The sequence below is a fragment of the Paenibacillus sp. VTT E-133280 genome, assembly GCF_002264385.1.
GTDB classification, from domain to species: Bacteria; Bacillota; Bacilli; order Paenibacillales; family Paenibacillaceae; genus Paenibacillus_AQ; species Paenibacillus_AQ nitricinens.
In genome coordinates this window covers 1-16,394 of record NZ_NFUX01000014.1, presented here as the reverse complement: position 1 = coordinate 16,394, position 16,394 = coordinate 1, and the positions used below count along the sequence as shown (strand labels likewise).

Sequence of the window (16,394 nt, the reverse complement as noted above, 5' to 3'; positions counted from 1 at the left end):
CAACGTAAAAACGAAGGCTTGCCTATTAGCAAACCTTCGCATTACTAATTATTATTTTCCTAAAGCTTTCTTGTTTTCTGTCCATACTTTTGTAACATAATCAAGGAATTTCTCATAGCCAACCTTCATGGAATCATCATGAGCTTTGTCAAGAATGGCTAATGCTTCTGCATCGGTCTTCGCATACATTGATTTCGCTCTAGCAGTTAGCCAGATATCTCTTACGCTTTGTCTGATAATGCCTTCTTCACTGTCTGGAGCCGGATCCCAGTTTAGGAACTCTGTAAAGTCGCCTTGTGAAGCCCACGTTACTTCCATCTGCCAGCGGTTACTAAAGTCGATCTTGTCAGCTGGAAGGGTTTGCAACATCATTTTCTTCGTATTATCCAAGAAAACCGTGTTTCCTACCCAAACCAAGTCACCAGCCTTGCCACTGATTTCAGATAATGCTTCTGGCTCATTCAGATATTTTTCTTTATTGAATTTAGGAGTAAGTCCATCTGCTTCAAATCCATCCCAGTAAGCGTCTGGTCCGGGAGGGCCCCAGTTAAGCACCATAGAACCTTCTGCACCTGTCATCCAATCAAGCATTGCGAATACAGCTTCTGGATTTTTAGCGTTTTTAGTGATTGTAGCAACGTTCCAGCCTAACTGATTGTACGTTCCCGGAGTGATTTTACTTTGATCCAAGCCCGGTTTGTAGATTGGTTTAATAAACATATAACCCTCTTCCGGATTTTTCTTCTTCATCTCTTCATCAGCAGTAGCGAGCAATTTCATCGGATCGAATGTCGCAATCACAGCGAACTTGCCATTCATCGCTTTCTCTCTAATTTGGTCTTCTGTTTGGGTGTTCGCATCCTGTGTCATAAGCTTCTCACGCATTAATTTAGCACCAAAGACAACGGACTCACGGAACCCTTCATCTTTGTAAATGGAAGCCATTTTGTCGCCATCAGGTACAGCGTATATTCTAGTATACGAAAGGTTATTCTCTTTAAAAGAGGAGAACAACTGATCAATACCGTTACCATCTTTAGCTAAGCCAGTCTCAAACGGAATAACATCTGGGAACTTCGCTTTAACAGCATTTAAGTAAGCATACAAATCATCCGTAGTCTCTAGCTTTGGAGAACCAAGTTCTTTGTATATTTTCTTATTGATCGCATAACCGGCATTGCCGTTTGGCTGTGTTGTATAGTAATTCGGCAGCTGATAGATTTTCCCATCAGGAGAACGAAGCAATTCCAAATGTCCAGCTGTTAAGTACTTTTTAAAGTTTGGATATTTATCAATGTATTCATCCAAAGGAACTAGCATATCTGCTTGACGAAGACGCTCTACGTCAGCACCTTTCTCCGTCCACACAATATCCGGTAGCTCGTTACCAACGATCATCGTTTGCAGCTTTTGAGCATTATTACCACCAGAACTAATTCCAGTGACATTGATTTTCAAATTATCTAAAATCCATTTAGAAGCAGCATCTTTGCCCCATTTCGGCATTTGATACCAGCCGTAGTTTCCATAGAATGATACTTCAAGCGGTTCTTTCCCTAACTCATACAAATCAGCCGCTGGAGCTTCAGTCGCTGTGTTAACCGCTGTTCCTCCTTCTTTCGCTGGTTCAGCAGTTGCAGCTGGAGCACTTGAATTGTTGCCACTACACCCCGCCACCACTGTCGACAATAGCAAGGTAGACAACGTTCCGAGAAGCATCTTTCTCTTAGTCTTCAATGTATTTTCCCCTTTCAATTTGTAATCTATGTTCAAAGCAATACGCTCTAAACCCCATCTCATTCTATCATCCTACTCTTTCAATGATCCGACTAAGACCCCTTTAACGAAGAATCTTTGCAGGAATGGGTATACACATACAATCGGAATGGTTGCAACCATGATCGTAGCCATCGTTAATGACTTCGACGTTATTTTCTTGGCTGAGTTAATATGAGCAATGGAACTTGCATCTACATTAGACAGCTGTTCAGAAGCAATATTAGAGAACAATATCTGTCTCAAGATGGTCTGAATCGGCATTAACTCTTCTTTCGTAATGTAAATACTCGCTACGAACCACTCATTCCAGTGATTGACTGCTGTGAACAATGATAATGTTGCGATGACAGGCCCTGACAAGGGAAGTACGATTCGGAGAAAAGTTCCCCAGTATCCGCAGCCATCAATCTTTGCTGACTCCTCTAAACCTTGCGGAAGACCTTGGAAGAAGGTCCGGAATATGATCATATTCCATACGCTGACAAGTGCAGGAATAATAAACACCCAAAATGAGTTGAAGAGGCCTAAACTTCTGATAAGCATGTATGACGGAATGAGTCCCCCACCGAAATACATTGTAATGATACACATAATCATGTAGTATTTGCGACCCATTAGTTCGCGCTTCGACATCCCATAAGCAAATATCGAAGTAGCCAATATGGCTGTTACTGTACCAATTACCGTCCGCAATGTTGCAATGACGAATCCACCCATTAAACGAGAATCTTCAAATACGATCTTATAATTCTCAAGCGTGAACTCACGGACCCAGAAAGTGATTCCGCCTTTGGAAGTATCCATCCCCTCATTAAAAGAAATCACAAGTGAATTCCAAAATGGATAAAACGCGGAGAAAGCTAGTAAGGTCAAGAATACATATATGAATCCAATAAACAATCGGTCTCCTATGTTAGTACGTTTCATAATTCAGTCCCCCTATATTGAGTAATTCATTACCACAAGCTGTTTCCTGCTCTTCTGGCAATGAAATTTGCAAAGGTAAGTAATGTCACACTGATAACGGCCTTGAATAATCCGATAGCAGTCGCATAGGAGTACCTGAAGTTATCTATACCGACACGTACAACATATACATCAACTGAATCTGATACCTCTCGTAGAGCCGGATTGGAAGCAAGGATCAAAATATCTTCAAATCCTGCATTCACCAGATTACCGATAGCCAGAATCATAAAGATGATCACAACTGGCATAATGGAAGGCAACGTTATCAAATATATTTGTTTAAAACGACTCGCACCATCCATCGAAGCAGCTTCGTATAAGTGCGGATCAATACCAGCAATGGCAGCTAAGTAAACGATTGAGGCAAATCCAATTTCCTTCCATACATTGGTTGTAACTAAAATTCCCCAGAAATATTCGGTCATAGAAAGGAAATTAATCGGTTCATCAATAAATCTCAATTTCTCAAGCAGCATATTTATACTGCCATTATCTACGGATAGCATCGAAGTAACCATCGAGCCGATAACCACCCAAGATAAGAAGTGAGGCAAGTATGTAACGGTCTGAATTACTCGTTTAAAAAACATCTTACGAACTTCATTCAGCATTAACGCCAGAATGATTGGTGCGGGAAATCCAAAACAAAACTTCAGTAAACTAATGATGATTGTATTTTTCATAACTACTTCAAATTCAGGTGCATTAAAGAAGTAAGTAAAGTGCTTTAATCCAACCCAATCACTGCTAATAAAGCTATTCCCTAACTTGTAATCCTGGAAAGCAATTAGAATACCGTACATGGGGATATAAGCAAAAATAAAAACTAATACGAGTGCTGGCAATACCATAAGCTGTAGATCTATTTGCTTAAAAAAGCGTCTTATCCCGCTGGTCTTATGCTTGCCGAGATCCGGTCTTGATGTCTTGTCTGGTGCGACGCTTGCATTCGCCATATGTAAGTCCTCCTAAACCTAGATTCATATAAATAAAGCATCTTTCATGGCTTTCTCTCTTTTTGCAGCCTTGGCTCTCCTCTACTCTCCCTCCGTTGATTTGCTATCTTATGAATTAATCTTAATATCTAAGCGCTTTCAAAGGTATATGACAAAACAACTATTATTGATACTTTGACACTTTCTTGAAATAGCTCGTCCAATTTAATAAAAGCATAATTAATAAAAGCCCTATGCAGATATCTCTGCATAGGGCTCTTCCATCAATTCGTTAGAGCATTCAATATGTTATCACTTATTTTGTCTGTAAGTACCCTTTGGATCTTTCCATCATCCAGATAAACTATAGAAGGTACTGAATCTACTCTCAGCTTGGCAGCAAGTCCGGGTGATTTATATACGTCAACCTTTGTGACCCTGGTCTCAGTATGGGATTGTTCAAACGCTTCAATGCGCGGTAATAGCTCCCGACAAGAAGGATCAGTTGCATTCCATAAATAGACAACGGATGGTTTTCCTTGATTTAGAATTTGATGCTCGTAAGTCTCACATTCAGAGATGTACTTCTCTGCACCATACCCTGCAATGGCACCATCACCGACAGCTGTAGCCACTTGCTTAAGGAACTTATCACACACATCCCCTGCTGCGAATACACCAGGTATATTCGTTTCCATTTTTTCATTGACAAGTACATATCCATTTCGATTCAACTCGACTACACCTGAAAAAATTTCTGTGTTCGGTGTATAGCCAATAAATAAGAAACATGAATCGACCTTTATATTTTGCAAATCATTCGATTTTAGATTTTTTAAGACAACGGAACTCAAGCGCTCTTCGCCCTCGAAAGAACTTACTACCGTATTCCACATGAATTCCATTTTAGGGTTTTCTAGTGCCTGCGTTTTGGCAATTTCATTACAATCCATTTTGCCAAGATCATGAATGACAGAAACGATCACTTTATCTGCAAACTTAGTCAGAAACATCCCTTCCTCAATAGCTGCATCACCACTGCCAACGACCATAACTGTCTTCCCTGTATTTGCCGCAGCGTCACAGGTTGCACAGAAAGAAATCCCTTTATCATATAAGAACTTATCTTCATTAGCAGCTCCAGTAATTCTTGGCTTGCCACCACTAGCAATGATTATGACCTTGCACTCATAACGAACCCGAAAGGTCTCCACTACCTTAATATCTTCCGCTACCGAAACAGATTTTACATCTGTCATTTTAAAATCCACACCAAATTTCTTAGCTTGTTTATGAAATAATCCCATAAGGTCTGTACCGGTCGTACCTTCAGGAAAACCAGGATAATTTTCTATTTCATTAGTATAAGTGGCAAGACCACCTACCAGTGATTTTTCCAAGAGAAGAGTCTTTAATTTTGCTCGTCCACAATAGATTCCCGCTGTTAATCCAGCAGCCCCGCCACCGATAATAACGACATCATACTTTTCAGTCTTCTTTTCCATTTCTTTTGTCCCTCCTGTGAGTCTGTTCCTTAATAAAATAGGCTGACTCTCGTCAGCACTATAAGCTCAGCCTATTTCACTTTTCACATAAAGAATTTGGCTAATAATTTACTGCCTATAAATGCACCTACCAGCAAGAACAATCCAAAAATCCAACCTGAAAGCGATAATGAAGCTATTGCCGTAAACAATGCACCAATATTACATCCATTAGCCAGTCTAGCTCCGTACCCCATAAGCAAACCACCAAGAACCGCTGCTACAACCTGCTTTTTGGACTTAATTTTCTTCAGCTTGAATTCGGAAGCAAACAAAGTTGCTGCTAAAGCACCTAATATAATCCCTACATTTCGAATGGAACCACCATCATTCAAAAATCCGGAAGATAATGTTTTTTGAGCTTTCTCAGTACTAAAGTACGCCCAGTTATCTACATTTCCTCCTACCAGGCGATACGCCCAAGCTCCCCAGTCTGCAAAAGCACTTGTTACTCCCCATCCTTTAGAGAAAACAGCCAGATGTGCTGTAGCGAACACAGCGAGAAGTACAGCTCCAGTTACATAAGTAAACGGTTCTTTGAGCAATTGCTTGTAAAAGCGGTTAGACGATATCTTCAACCAGAATTCATTCACCGTATCATTCACCGTCCTTTCCTACTCAGCGATCCTATTTTACCTTCTCAATAACAACTTCCCACTCGCCATCATCGACCTCTTCGATTTCCACATGATGTCCCTGTTTTCTCGCCCATTCTGGTACGTTTTTCATTGCGCAGCTATGATCAATAGCAACAACAAGAACGTCTCCAACATTTAGTTCAGTCATCTTCTTTTCTGTTCTCATTAACGGAACCGGACAAGCTTCTCCCATGCAATCAAGTGTAAATTCAGACATTTAAAAAACCACCTTTATATTTTTTTGAATTACTGTTAGTGAAAATATTCACGTAATAACTTAAACTAATCTGCGCTTCCCATCTTTTTCTCTTGCCATTTAACTGCAGCGATGTACAACAGAAGAATTATCAGGAACTGAACAACCAGTGCTCCAAGCCAACCGAATACATCAGGCAAAAATACAGTTGGTGCATCCTTTATAACGTTAGCTCTCCACCACCCCATATCATGTGATCCCCAAAGTGAACCAATGACAAAGAATACAAGCGACAGCATCTGCATCGTGAACCCTTCACCTACACGCATCAATGTACCCGAAGCGCAACCACCTGCAATAACCATGCCAATTCCGAATAATACAGCGCCAATGATCAAAGCCAAGCTGATCTGACCCACATTATCCATCCCAGGAATCGGCTTACCTTCCAGAAACGCTGGGTACTTAATCGCTGTAAATCCGATGGTTGCAAGGGAAAAAGCAATCAGAACCGCTCTTGTAACTGATGTGCTGCCTGTAATACAGGGATCTCTTAGTGATGCAGTAAAGCAGAAACGTGATCTTTGCAAAATAACGCCAAACGAAATACCGAAAAGCAGGTAGACAACCATTTTATCGTGGGAATGGTCTAGGAAAAAACCAAACCCAATAATGAGAGCTGTGACCAGCAACGCGATGGGCAACTGACTCTTTTTAGGTTTTCTTGGAGCTCTGGTTCGGGTTGATCTCGTTTCGGGACTTACGGTTTGCCCCATAGTCTAACACCTCCATCGTTTTTATGTAATTGACTATGTGAAAATAGTAACACACTTATTTGAGCTGTAGTTATCGGCTTTCTTTATGCTGTATAAGTGTTACTAATGGCACAGATGGAGCGCAATCAAGTATGCTATAGTGTGCACTAACAGCGGACAACAGGAGGAATAAGTATGAATATGGAAACGCTTAAATTCTTTTTAGATATTGCAACGTTAAAGAGCATTTCTAAAGCCGCTCAGAAATCTCATATCACCCAATCCGCACTTAGTCAGCAGTTGAAATCCTGGGAGAGTACCTTAGGGTCTGAGCTTTTTGTGCGAAGCAACAAAGGGGCCAGCCTAACCGAAGCAGGAATTATTGTAGAGAAATATGCGGGGCAAATCATCAAATTGTATGATGATATGGTCACAGAGATCAATCATTTACAGCCAACACAACATGAGCTGTCTATTTATGCGATTCCAGAAGTCTGTAATTATGCCCTGCCATGTACCTTATATGAGGTAAAAAAACATTTTCCCAATTGCCATATTACTCTAAACGAAGGGGCATCGTCACTAGTAGAAGAACGTTTGCTTCTTGAAGAAGGTGATATCGGGTTTATTTCCGGTCCCTCTCCAAAATCAGAATTAAGCTCACATATGGTATTTTCTGATCAAGTTATGTTGGTGGCAAGCCATACGACCGTTTGTCCTGATAAAATCACACTGAATGAGCTCCCCAATTATCCTTTAATCTGGTCCTCACAGCTTCACTGTGTGCAAAGAGCTTTGAATACCGTGTCAGTGGGCGAGCTTAAATTAAATATACTATTTAATCTAGACTCTCTTGAGGCGGTAAAGCTTGCTGCCATTAGAGGGCATGGTCTCGCCTTTCTCCCTTATATGTCCATAAAAAAAGAGTTGTATAGTAAACAACTCAAGATCATTCCTATTGATCAGTTCCAGGTCAATAACGATGTCTACATGATAAAGAAACAAAATCAGCGCTGTGACAACGATACGAAACAATTAGTTCGATATATTGAAAAGACTTTAATAGATACTTTGTGTTGAGCTTAAGCCTCAATCGTAATTTCCCATACTCCATTAAACACTTCTTGAATGGAACAGTTTAAATTTGAACCACGACAGTAATCCGTGATAGAAACTTTCGCGCAGCTATGATCAGTGACTAGCATTACCTTTTCACCCTTCTGAATAGCTTTTTGATGTTTTTTTAACATGAGTACAGGTACTGGACAGATTTCACCCAGACAATCAATTTCTATCATGATGCTGCCTCCATTCCATAGATCATTAAACCTCTAGTAATGACCCAGCATAATCTTCTTCACAAAAGGGGTTAATGCAAGGCAGTTTAATTGTTTAATTTCTATCCACTCTGCCCCATCAGAGTCTAGTCCGTCCCCATCGGTCTTAAGCTCAAAGCTCACATCTAGCAAGGAAACATTATAAATGATGCCTATATGGTGTAACTCTTCTAACTGGGTATCATTGTATGGATAAACTAACGTATAGGAAATGGAATCATGAAGCAATCCTTTTAAACTTGTAATTCCGGTCTCTTCCCAAAACTCCCTCTTAAGGGTCTCATAAGGTACCTCTCCAAACTCTATAGATCCACCTGGAAAGTCCCACTTTCCCGTATGAGGGCCTCTTGCTTTCTTAATTAGTAATACTTTATCGTTCTTCACTAAGACTCCATACACTCCAAGCTGAGTATATTTTATCATTTCCATAAATCCACCTCCCCCACAAACACCGCAGTTCCAGAAATAAAAACATCCATTCTATCAGAATCTAATCGATACACTTCTACATTTACTTTCCCATCTCTACCGATTTCTTGTCCTTGTTCTACATCAAATTGGATCGAGTCCATATGCGGATCAATATATTTCAAATAATAAGCCCCCATAACTCCCGATGCTGTACCTGTTACTGGATCCTCGACGGTTTCCGAAAAAGGCGATGAGAAATGTCTAGCGTGCATTAAAGCGTGCGGATCAAGCGTTTGGAGTGAAAATGGGTGTACAGATGCTTTTGGAAGCTGCGTTAAAATGTCTGGAAACAATGAATTTATCGGCTTCATTTTATTAAAGCTATCTATACTCTTAATTGGGACTAATAGAGTCCATGCGCCAGTACTGCCATAAACAATAGGTTTACCTTCTTCTAATTCATCCACATGTAATCCTAAGGCGTGCGCAAGCTTAACCCTATCACCGTCAAATTCAATAAACTCCGGTTGATCTTGCTTCATTTTTATTAGTAAGTGATTATTGTTGTCCATACTGAATTGGATGGGTAGCACACCCACATTTGTTTCGATCTTTACCGAGCTAGCCTCTCCAAGGATACTTTTTGTTTTCAAAGCAAATAAAGATGCCATTGTAGCATGTCCACAAAGATTGATCTCATGGCCAGGAGTATAATATTTAAGCCTTAAATCAGCTACATCTGATGAGATTACAAAAACTGTTTCGTTAAAACCGACTTTATGAGCTATTGATTGCATTTCACTTTCGCTTAAATGATCAGCTTCTAACACTACTCCCGCAGGATTCCCTTTGTTCGGATAAGGAGAAAAAGCATCATAATGAAGGACTTTGACATTGTTCACTGATCTGTCTCCTTTATGTAGATTGAATATAGACTGACTAAGTGAGAAACTCTGCTGTGAAAATCTCTATTTCGCTTAAAACTTCTTGGCGGTTAGATATCGCATTACATATATAAAAACGGTCTTTATTGTGCTCATGAAACTGTTTAATTACATTAGGCTGCTGATCGAAGAATTCTTTATGAAGAGCTTCACAATCAATTTCAGGATGAGTATCATGAAGTTCCTTGAGTTCAAATACAAGGGCGGCTTTTTTGCGCTGGATTATTTCACAGACCACATCTTTTGCGTATATACCGTGAGTTAATAAGATTCTTAATGCTGAAAGGTCATTGGCTTTTTCCTGTGAAATCTTAATTAATTCTGCTTGTATCTGTAGGATTTGTACCGTATTCCAATGATTAATTAATACTTCAAAAATCCAGTACACCCATTCTTGATCTTCGCTGTGTTGATTTAGTACATCTTTAACATATGGAATCATCGGATCCCCTATTTCAAGTAAAAAATCAGCTATTTCCCCCGCGCCTGGCCAATTCCTATCTTGTATCCATTCAAGTAAACCCGGCAATATGCTTTTCACACGTGGATATCCTAAACGTATGACTGTTTCAGCCGCTCCATCCCAATATTCTTTTGAAATAGGCTGTAATAATAAATGAAGATCTTCATCCCTTATGTATTGTAACTTCTTCATTGCTTCTTCCTTTTCATCTTCGGGCGTGCCCCAGGATAACTTTTTGATTACATTAGATACATTTTCCATTACATCCACCTTCTCGTCATCATTTCGTCATCACTGCAAGCTTCATGGATAACCTAATTGGTAGCGCAGCATTTCCCATCTGGTTCAAATCCCCCACCATAAATAAATCTTTAACCGGTTAATAAAAGGCAAAAGACCCTGTCACCCAAAGGCATACGGATAACTCTAAACCATTGATTTCTTTCGTTTCATTATCCATATTATTAATAACACAATAATTAAAGACCCTAGTATAGAAATCCAGATCGTTTTACTTTCCAATTGACCATTGGCATATTGACCTTTATTAATGGCTTTGACAAATTCAGCTTCGTGGGTCTTAATGGCAATGATTTCTTTTGGATCAATATTCTTAATTGAATAATATGGTGTGCCCTTAGGGTAAGTATTTGAAAAGTTGCCGCTATACGTTCCTTCGTGGTCTGAATATCGTTTTACTTGCCCTATCTTCTTGTCAATTTCATTCGATGGGATGAGTTCGTCGTCTGATATTTCATAAATATCACCTGCGTAAACAACAAAAGAATAAGCCCAGTCCGCGTTCATAGAGCGCATTGGCATTAAAGCAACAATGGTTAAAATTACAATAACGAACTTCTTCATTACAACCTCCTCTATCTACGAGATTCAATTGATTCAATTGCTTTATAGAGTTCATTAATGCTCCACCTTTATTTAATCCTTCAATAAGTTCCGCTATGCCTGATTTTCCTACGACCCAAACCATCTAGCAACTTATAAATAGGCGATCTCATCAAAACATGGAGTTCTACGATAATGCCAAAAAGCCCCCTTCAGATTTCTCATTTTAGACGGAGGCTTGAGTTTAATCTTCATTCTTATTGGTGTTAGAGTGTGAAATAAGCTTTTTCCATTTACGAATCTTCGAACGAAAAGTCTTAAACGGTGCTACTGAATTAATATGAATCCATTTGACCATCGGCCATCTTGGATTGTTTCCTGTCCATTTCCGCACGCCTTGCGTAAAAAGTTCTTCATCACTTAAAGAATCAATCCAGTTCTGCCATTGTTGTTCTGTCTCTTTCAATAAAGATCTTAATTCGGCTAATGAGTTAATGGCATAGGTATGATAAAACGTTTGATATAATCCGCCAAGGTGATTCCATTTATAGTCCGGTGAAGGCATAATGACAGTTAACCCTGCTTTTTCATCCCTATCCCATTTCATCACTAGGTTTAGCCATCCCAATTGATAGGCAAGAATTTCTGCAGGAGTACGATCGACGCCTTCCATACGAGTGTCTTTTTGAGCATTCTCAATGCCTTCAAATTCAAGATCGAGAGATAGATAGGCAGTATGTATAGCATTTTTCAATGCCTCTTTAGATGGGTAGTCGTGTGTAGACATCATAACTCTCCTTTATGAACCAGCACTAAATCACTTTATAAAGGTATTTTTTACACGCTCTGATTTAATAAAATACGCAATCCAAATTGCACTCGCCATCACAGGTCTAATAATATTCCGGAGTGACTTTCCAGTTTCAAGTTCTCTTACAAGAGGAATTTGTATAAGAAGTACGTAATCAATGATTCCGACTAAGGGTACCAGCACATAAAAAATAATTAATAATCGAGGTAATATCGATTTCTTCCCATAGAAATTAATTAGTATGTATACACTGAAAATCAATATAGCTAGAGTAAATACTATTTCAAAAACAACGGTAGCTCCCCATAAAGGATGATAAAATTCTGATTCGTTTGATGTTAAAGCAGTCCAGACTTCAGTGTCAAACATCATAGAAGTATTCTGGAAAAACTGCATGATCTGAATGACAATCGTCCCATAAAGACCAATCTGAACAAGGATTAGCCATCCCCCAAGTCCTGACACTCCTAAAGGTTTGTAATCTTTTTTCTCTTCGATTATCTTTGTTTCCACGACAACGCTCCCTATTTTTACATCTAATGGATTATCAAAGGTTTCCTTATAAAGTTATATTCTCACCCACAACAATACACTTACTGTCACTACCATGCCCGATCTCGTTCGTCTTCACGATAGGAATCCAGCTGATCTCCTTCAAATACGTTTCAACGATTGAAAATTCATTATAGCTCTCAAGCTCAGTAAACGACCCAAGAATCACTCCAGCACATTTTTCAAAAGTTCTAACTTGCTGAAGCTGAGCAAATAAGGAGACGATTTTGTTAGCTCTACCACTTAAACTCTCTAAGAATAAAATCTTGTTCGAAGGGTCTGGAAAATAACTTGTTCCTGCCAGCTTCAAGAAACATCGAATATTCCCGCCAATTACAATCCCACTCATTTGGTTCCCACGGACCCAATGAAAGTCGAAATCGTAAAGATCGTTATGTCCTTCGAAAAATGTGCGATAAAAAGCAGCTTGCTGCTCCGCCCCATCAGAAGATACGAGATTCATCAACTGATAATGATAGGATCTTGAATTACTTTGCGTATATAATGCGTTTAAAATGACTGACAAATCACTCATTCCGTAAAAAGGCTTTGGATGTAATCGAATAATATTGTAGTCTATATACTCCAAGATCTGGTTCGCAGAATCCCCACCTGAAATATCAAAAATTGCATTGATTTCCTCATTTTTAAATAGACGATTCAGCTCCCATGCTCTTTCCTTAGGGCTCCCACTGAAATAACTATCTCTTCTAAACAAGGTGTTGGACATTACTACCTCTAGCCCAAACGAATTCATAATTCTAATTAATTCTTCTACTTTAGGCAGGTTCTCTACTCTCACACCATCAGAACAAGCGATAAGTCCCACTTTATTCCCACGAGTGAGCTTTAAAGCTATACTCATCTCAGTTCTTCCTCTCATTTCTAATATAACCGGTTCTCATAGCTATCCTTTAATGACTTGGATACATCATCTTGAGAGAGCCCCAGTTTTTTTGCATGCTCTGCTATGATTACCGAGGGTTTAGGCAGCATTTCTTTCAATGGCCAATACGTATTGTCCCATAGATGTGATCTCTTAAAAGCTTTAGCACAATGCATATAACATTCTTCCACTTCAACAGCAATGCCCAATCTTGGTAGTTTACCTTGAGCCTCCATATGAACCAATATTTCAGGATCTTTAATAATCCTTGCATGCCCATTTATTCTTAAGGTCTCTTCCAGTCCGGGAATAATAAAAATCAAGCCTACTTTAGGGTTGGAGATGATGTTACGCAAAGAATCAAAACGCCGATTTCCAGGGCGCTCAGGAATTACTAAATGTTTGTCATTTAACACATATACAAAACCTGCAGCATCCCCACGTGGAGATACATCACAATAGCCAGAAGAATCACTTGTTGCTATAAAGAGTATTGGTGATTTGGAAATATAATCTCGGCAATGGTGATCGATGAAGGTTATACTCTTGTTATTTACCAATTCACTGGGATATCCATACATTGATCTTAATTCTTCTTCAGAGTCTATAACTTCTTTGAAAATATTATGGTGCATCTTTCTCCCTCCTACTTTCGCAGTTTAAAAACCAAAAAATCGCTGCAGCGAAAATCCTCCTCAAATGACGGATACTTCTCAATCATTTCAGCAGATGGCTTCGGCTCAATCATTTCTTCGATTTGAAAACCAGCCCGCACAATCGTATTTACATAACTGGATAACGTCCTATGAAAAATCAGAAACTTTTCCTCTTGATCTATAGGGAAGTTTTGATTATAAGTGCCCTCGAAGAAATAATTATCCACTTTCCAATACAGCTTTTCTCCGGTATCCGACTTCACCCATCCGCTGCCAGGGGTTACAAAGCAAGGATGTGGAATTGAGAATATAAATGTCCCACCATCAACTAACAATCGGTTCATTTCATGAATCGCCATCTCATAATCGGATAAATCATGAAGCACCATATTGGAAACGATGAGATCAAAGCTCTTATTTTGGAGAAAGCTAAGCTCTTCACAATTCCCATGTCTAAAAGTAATCTTTAAGTCTTCCTGTGATTTACTCGTAGCCAGCTGAATCATGTTCTGCGAATAATCAACGCCAGTTACTGAAGCCCCTGCTTTAGCTATCATTCTGCTTAAATACCCTTCACCGCAACCTGCATCTAACACCTTCTTATTTTCAACAGAACCCATGAGCCTGATTAAGGCTGGATTCAAGAAAACTTCTCGATGAATATCCCCAGTTTCACCATACGAAGATGAGATCAGTTCTGCGTATTTATCCCATCTTTTTATAGCATCTGTACTGTTCAGTTCACTTTTCATTTGATCACCTGTAGATTTCTGAAATAATCCATTTTACTATCGATAAATCCATTGTCAAAGTCAGCTTGACCAATCAATTCACCTTCACTGAAACATAAAGCAAACAGCCAAAGCTGTCTAAGCGCAACGAATATAGGAACAGCACTAATATCATTGTCACTAAGATCTCTTAAACTCTTATATCCATTTAAAAATGCTGCCCATAACTGTTCAACTTCATCTTTATTATGGCCACTATGAATCTCTCTTGCCAATCTAAACTCGGCGATATCATAGGCTCTCCATCCGTAACCACAAATATCGAAATCATAATGTGTTAGCTTACTCTCGTCAGTGAAAGCCACATTCGTATTCCCATGCAAATCACCATGGCAGATACCCCAGTCTAAACCCGCTTCCAGATTCTTTTCCAACTCCGCTTTTAATCGCATTACTAGGTCATACAAGAATTGATAATCCTCTTGTCGATGTTTCATATATTGTTTGATCGTATGAAGAGGTTTCTCAATTAAATGTTCAAAATCTAGTGTGCCCCTCACATGTTCACTCTTAAAATTATCTGTAGCTTTGTGGATTTGTGCAACTGCCTGACCAAATAAGTAACTGTCTTCTACAGCATGAATAGGCTTTTCATTTCCTTCAGCATAACTAAACATAACGCCATACTTCACACCCTCAGGCACCAGAATTTCATTAATCATGATCCCATCTTTTCGAGGAATAGGAATGGAGACGTTTACACCTTTTTCTTGCAAATCGTTCAATAACTCTAATTCAAAATCAATCTCCGATTTACTCCGTCTATCCGCTCGATAAACACGAAAGATGTATTTTTCCAATACCGTCTCTAAGATGTATGTATCGTTCATGCCTCTAAGAAAATACTGCAGCTGTACTGGTTCTGGAATTTCATAATGTTCTTTAATATGTAATAATAATGCATCTGTTGCTAACAGTGAGTATGTAATAGGAAAAAAATTCAAGTATATCCCATCCCTTTAGGTATTTGATAGTAACACTTACACAATACCATATATAGGTAGTTGAATCATTTCCTTCTTATATTGACGAAACCAATGTATGGTAATATAAGTATAATAATACAGGATTAAATACATGGGGGTGCTCGAATGCGTAAATCACCGTTGATATTGAGTATAATTTTATTATCCCTAACGTTAATTATGGGCTGTAGCTCAGAAGTGGATGATGCCACTAAAGCCGCTGAGAAGTACAAAAATGTGGAATATACCGTTAAGGTTACTGAGAATTTATTTTCCGAAGAATCCATTCTAGCGCGAAATGAAGAAATGAAACCCTATTTTACGGAATACTATACTGAAAAAGCGATTGGGAGCCGAATCACAACTATCCCTTACAATATCGCTAATAAACAAAAGCTTTCTTTAAAACCAGATCACCTAAAGTTCACCCTTTCCGAACAAAAGAAAGATATTGTTGAGTTAAAATATACTTGTGATCTGGTTTTGTTGGATAAGGATGACAAAGAAAGTAAACGTGTCCCTTTAGAGGGAATACTGACTATGTTTGATGTGGATGGTCAATGGTTAGTGCAAGGAGATCGTTTTGACTCAGAGGCTTTAATGAAATTGATTTATGACTAAACCTTCTTATTTTGAAAAAAAGAGGGTGTCCCAAGGTTCCTTTTTTTATGATTTTAGAAGATTTGTAGAAACTTTACCCGCTTAAATAGCGGAGAGAACGGACTGATTGTGGAAAAGCGTCAGCGGTCGCCTTGGTCTCCGGATTTTCACCGCGCTTAGGGAAATGAAAAAAATTTGGAGAGCACAGCGATTGGAACAACGATCCGTTCGCGAATATAGATATTACCCCGATTTTTAGGGAGGAATTCCCTGATTCCATTCATTTAGAGCAATTATCGGCTATTTTCAGGGAGGTTTT

At 39.0% G+C, this 16,394-nt stretch carries 20 protein-coding genes; 2 read left to right on the top strand and 18 right to left on the bottom strand.

All coding sequences use genetic code 11. The features are described 5' to 3' along the window. Positions 1-51: 51 nt before the first annotated feature. The 7 genes from CA600_RS08640 to CA600_RS08610 all read right to left on the bottom strand — a co-directional run bounded on the left by CA600_RS08640 (position 52) and on the right by CA600_RS08610 (position 6,837). Positions 52-1,737: an extracellular solute-binding protein gene (locus tag CA600_RS08640; RefSeq protein WP_094869893.1), complete on the bottom strand. Its 1,686-nt coding sequence runs from the start codon at positions 1,735-1,737 to the stop codon at positions 52-54. Positions 1,738-1,809: 72 nt separating this feature from the next. Next, positions 1,810-2,706, bottom strand: a complete 897-nt coding sequence (locus CA600_RS08635; RefSeq protein ID WP_042127373.1) for a carbohydrate ABC transporter permease — start codon at positions 2,704-2,706, stop codon at positions 1,810-1,812. A gap of 29 nt (positions 2,707-2,735) precedes the next feature. Continuing rightward, complete coding sequence (locus CA600_RS08630; RefSeq protein WP_094869814.1) at positions 2,736-3,704, bottom strand: ABC transporter permease; 969 nt, start codon at positions 3,702-3,704, stop codon at positions 2,736-2,738. 263 nt (positions 3,705-3,967) lie between these two features. Next, complete coding sequence (locus CA600_RS08625; protein WP_094869813.1) at positions 3,968-5,188, bottom strand: FAD-dependent oxidoreductase; 1,221 nt, start codon at positions 5,186-5,188, stop codon at positions 3,968-3,970. Positions 5,189-5,271: 83 nt separating this feature from the next. Further along, positions 5,272-5,832, bottom strand: a complete 561-nt coding sequence (locus CA600_RS08620; RefSeq protein WP_256989785.1) for a YeeE/YedE thiosulfate transporter family protein — start codon at positions 5,830-5,832, stop codon at positions 5,272-5,274. Between the two features lie 22 nt (positions 5,833-5,854). After that, a complete protein-coding gene (locus tag CA600_RS08615) occupies positions 5,855-6,082 on the bottom strand; it encodes a sulfurtransferase TusA family protein (protein WP_094869812.1) in 228 nt (75 codons plus the stop codon). A gap of 65 nt (positions 6,083-6,147) precedes the next feature. Then, on the bottom strand, positions 6,148-6,837 hold the full coding sequence (locus CA600_RS08610) for a YeeE/YedE thiosulfate transporter family protein (RefSeq protein ID WP_042187846.1): 690 nt from the start codon (positions 6,835-6,837) through the stop codon (positions 6,148-6,150). A gap of 174 nt (positions 6,838-7,011) precedes the next feature. Between CA600_RS08610 and CA600_RS08605 the strand changes: the two genes are divergently transcribed. Continuing rightward, positions 7,012-7,896, top strand: coding sequence for a LysR family transcriptional regulator (locus CA600_RS08605; protein WP_094869811.1), 885 nt, complete (start codon positions 7,012-7,014; stop codon positions 7,894-7,896). Positions 7,897-7,898: 2 nt separating this feature from the next. Here the strand turns inward: CA600_RS08605 and CA600_RS08600 are convergent, their stop codons facing one another. The 11 genes from CA600_RS08600 to CA600_RS08550 form a co-directional block, all read right to left on the bottom strand. Continuing rightward, the gene (locus CA600_RS08600; protein WP_094869810.1) at positions 7,899-8,114 is read right to left on the bottom strand and encodes a sulfurtransferase TusA family protein; all 216 of its coding nucleotides are present in this window, start codon (positions 8,112-8,114) and stop codon (positions 7,899-7,901) included. Positions 8,115-8,147: 33 nt separating this feature from the next. Beyond that, entirely contained in the window at positions 8,148-8,582 is a 435-nt protein-coding gene (locus tag CA600_RS08595) for an NUDIX hydrolase (RefSeq protein WP_256989784.1), read from the bottom strand. Then, complete coding sequence (locus tag CA600_RS08590) at positions 8,573-9,466, bottom strand: PhzF family phenazine biosynthesis isomerase (protein ID WP_094869809.1); 894 nt, start codon at positions 9,464-9,466, stop codon at positions 8,573-8,575. The genes CA600_RS08595 and CA600_RS08590 overlap by 10 nt, the downstream gene beginning before the upstream one ends. A gap of 37 nt (positions 9,467-9,503) precedes the next feature. Continuing rightward, the gene (locus tag CA600_RS08585; RefSeq protein WP_094869808.1) at positions 9,504-10,232 is read right to left on the bottom strand and encodes a DUF5071 domain-containing protein; all 729 of its coding nucleotides are present in this window, start codon (positions 10,230-10,232) and stop codon (positions 9,504-9,506) included. 165 nt (positions 10,233-10,397) lie between these two features. Continuing rightward, complete coding sequence (locus CA600_RS31160; protein ID WP_179281573.1) at positions 10,398-10,835, bottom strand: LPXTG cell wall anchor domain-containing protein; 438 nt, start codon at positions 10,833-10,835, stop codon at positions 10,398-10,400. Between the two features lie 223 nt (positions 10,836-11,058). Next, a complete protein-coding gene (locus CA600_RS08575; protein WP_094869807.1) occupies positions 11,059-11,601 on the bottom strand; it encodes a ClbS/DfsB family four-helix bundle protein in 543 nt (180 codons plus the stop codon). 30 nt (positions 11,602-11,631) lie between these two features. Next, positions 11,632-12,138 carry a DUF2569 domain-containing protein gene (locus tag CA600_RS08570; RefSeq protein WP_179281572.1) on the bottom strand — a complete coding sequence of 169 codons (507 nt, stop codon included), beginning with the start codon at positions 12,136-12,138 and terminating at the stop codon, positions 11,632-11,634. Between the two features lie 46 nt (positions 12,139-12,184). Beyond that, positions 12,185-13,042 carry a S66 family peptidase gene (locus tag CA600_RS08565; protein WP_094869805.1) on the bottom strand — a complete coding sequence of 286 codons (858 nt, stop codon included), beginning with the start codon at positions 13,040-13,042 and terminating at the stop codon, positions 12,185-12,187. A gap of 20 nt (positions 13,043-13,062) precedes the next feature. Continuing rightward, a complete protein-coding gene (locus CA600_RS08560; RefSeq protein WP_094869804.1) occupies positions 13,063-13,698 on the bottom strand; it encodes a pyridoxamine 5'-phosphate oxidase family protein in 636 nt (211 codons plus the stop codon). 11 nt (positions 13,699-13,709) lie between these two features. Beyond that, entirely contained in the window at positions 13,710-14,471 is a 762-nt protein-coding gene (locus tag CA600_RS08555; protein ID WP_094869803.1) for a class I SAM-dependent methyltransferase, read from the bottom strand. Continuing rightward, positions 14,468-15,454: a phosphotransferase gene (locus CA600_RS08550; protein WP_094869802.1), complete on the bottom strand. Its 987-nt coding sequence runs from the start codon at positions 15,452-15,454 to the stop codon at positions 14,468-14,470. Before CA600_RS08550 ends, CA600_RS08555 begins: the two co-directional genes overlap by 4 nt. A 147-nt stretch (positions 15,455-15,601) precedes the next feature. Between CA600_RS08550 and CA600_RS08545 the strand changes: the two genes are divergently transcribed. Then, the gene (locus CA600_RS08545; RefSeq protein ID WP_094869801.1) at positions 15,602-16,096 is read left to right on the top strand and encodes a hypothetical protein; all 495 of its coding nucleotides are present in this window, start codon (positions 15,602-15,604) and stop codon (positions 16,094-16,096) included. The last annotated feature ends 298 nt before the right edge of the window (positions 16,097-16,394 follow it).

What these genes read in the sequence shown, in the direction of transcription:
- CA600_RS08635 (WP_042127373.1), bottom strand. Translation starts at nt 2,706, where the DNA reads ATGAAACGTACTAACATAGGAGACCGATTGTTTATTGGATTCATATAT.
- CA600_RS08575 (WP_094869807.1), bottom strand. Translation starts at nt 11,601, where the DNA reads ATGTCTACACACGACTACCCATCTAAAGAGGCATTGAAAAATGCTATA.
- CA600_RS08545 (WP_094869801.1), top strand. Translation starts at nt 15,602, where the DNA reads ATGCGTAAATCACCGTTGATATTGAGTATAATTTTATTATCCCTAACG.
- CA600_RS08585 (WP_094869808.1), bottom strand. Translation starts at nt 10,232, where the DNA reads ATGGAAAATGTATCTAATGTAATCAAAAAGTTATCCTGGGGCACGCCC.
- CA600_RS08565 (WP_094869805.1), bottom strand. Translation starts at nt 13,042, where the DNA reads ATGAGTATAGCTTTAAAGCTCACTCGTGGGAATAAAGTGGGACTTATC.
- CA600_RS08625 (WP_094869813.1), bottom strand. Translation starts at nt 5,188, where the DNA reads ATGGAAAAGAAGACTGAAAAGTATGATGTCGTTATTATCGGTGGCGGG.
- CA600_RS08560 (WP_094869804.1), bottom strand. Translation starts at nt 13,698, where the DNA reads ATGCACCATAATATTTTCAAAGAAGTTATAGACTCTGAAGAAGAATTA.
- CA600_RS08615 (WP_094869812.1), bottom strand. Translation starts at nt 6,082, where the DNA reads ATGTCTGAATTTACACTTGATTGCATGGGAGAAGCTTGTCCGGTTCCG.
- CA600_RS08555 (WP_094869803.1), bottom strand. Translation starts at nt 14,471, where the DNA reads ATGAAAAGTGAACTGAACAGTACAGATGCTATAAAAAGATGGGATAAA.
- CA600_RS31160 (WP_179281573.1), bottom strand. Translation starts at nt 10,835, where the DNA reads ATGAAGAAGTTCGTTATTGTAATTTTAACCATTGTTGCTTTAATGCCA.
- CA600_RS08630 (WP_094869814.1), bottom strand. Translation starts at nt 3,704, where the DNA reads ATGGCGAATGCAAGCGTCGCACCAGACAAGACATCAAGACCGGATCTC.
- CA600_RS08595 (WP_256989784.1), bottom strand. Translation starts at nt 8,582, where the DNA reads ATGGAAATGATAAAATATACTCAGCTTGGAGTGTATGGAGTCTTAGTG.
- CA600_RS08605 (WP_094869811.1), top strand. Translation starts at nt 7,012, where the DNA reads ATGAATATGGAAACGCTTAAATTCTTTTTAGATATTGCAACGTTAAAG.
- CA600_RS08600 (WP_094869810.1), bottom strand. Translation starts at nt 8,114, where the DNA reads ATGATAGAAATTGATTGTCTGGGTGAAATCTGTCCAGTACCTGTACTC.
- CA600_RS08610 (WP_042187846.1), bottom strand. Translation starts at nt 6,837, where the DNA reads ATGGGGCAAACCGTAAGTCCCGAAACGAGATCAACCCGAACCAGAGCT.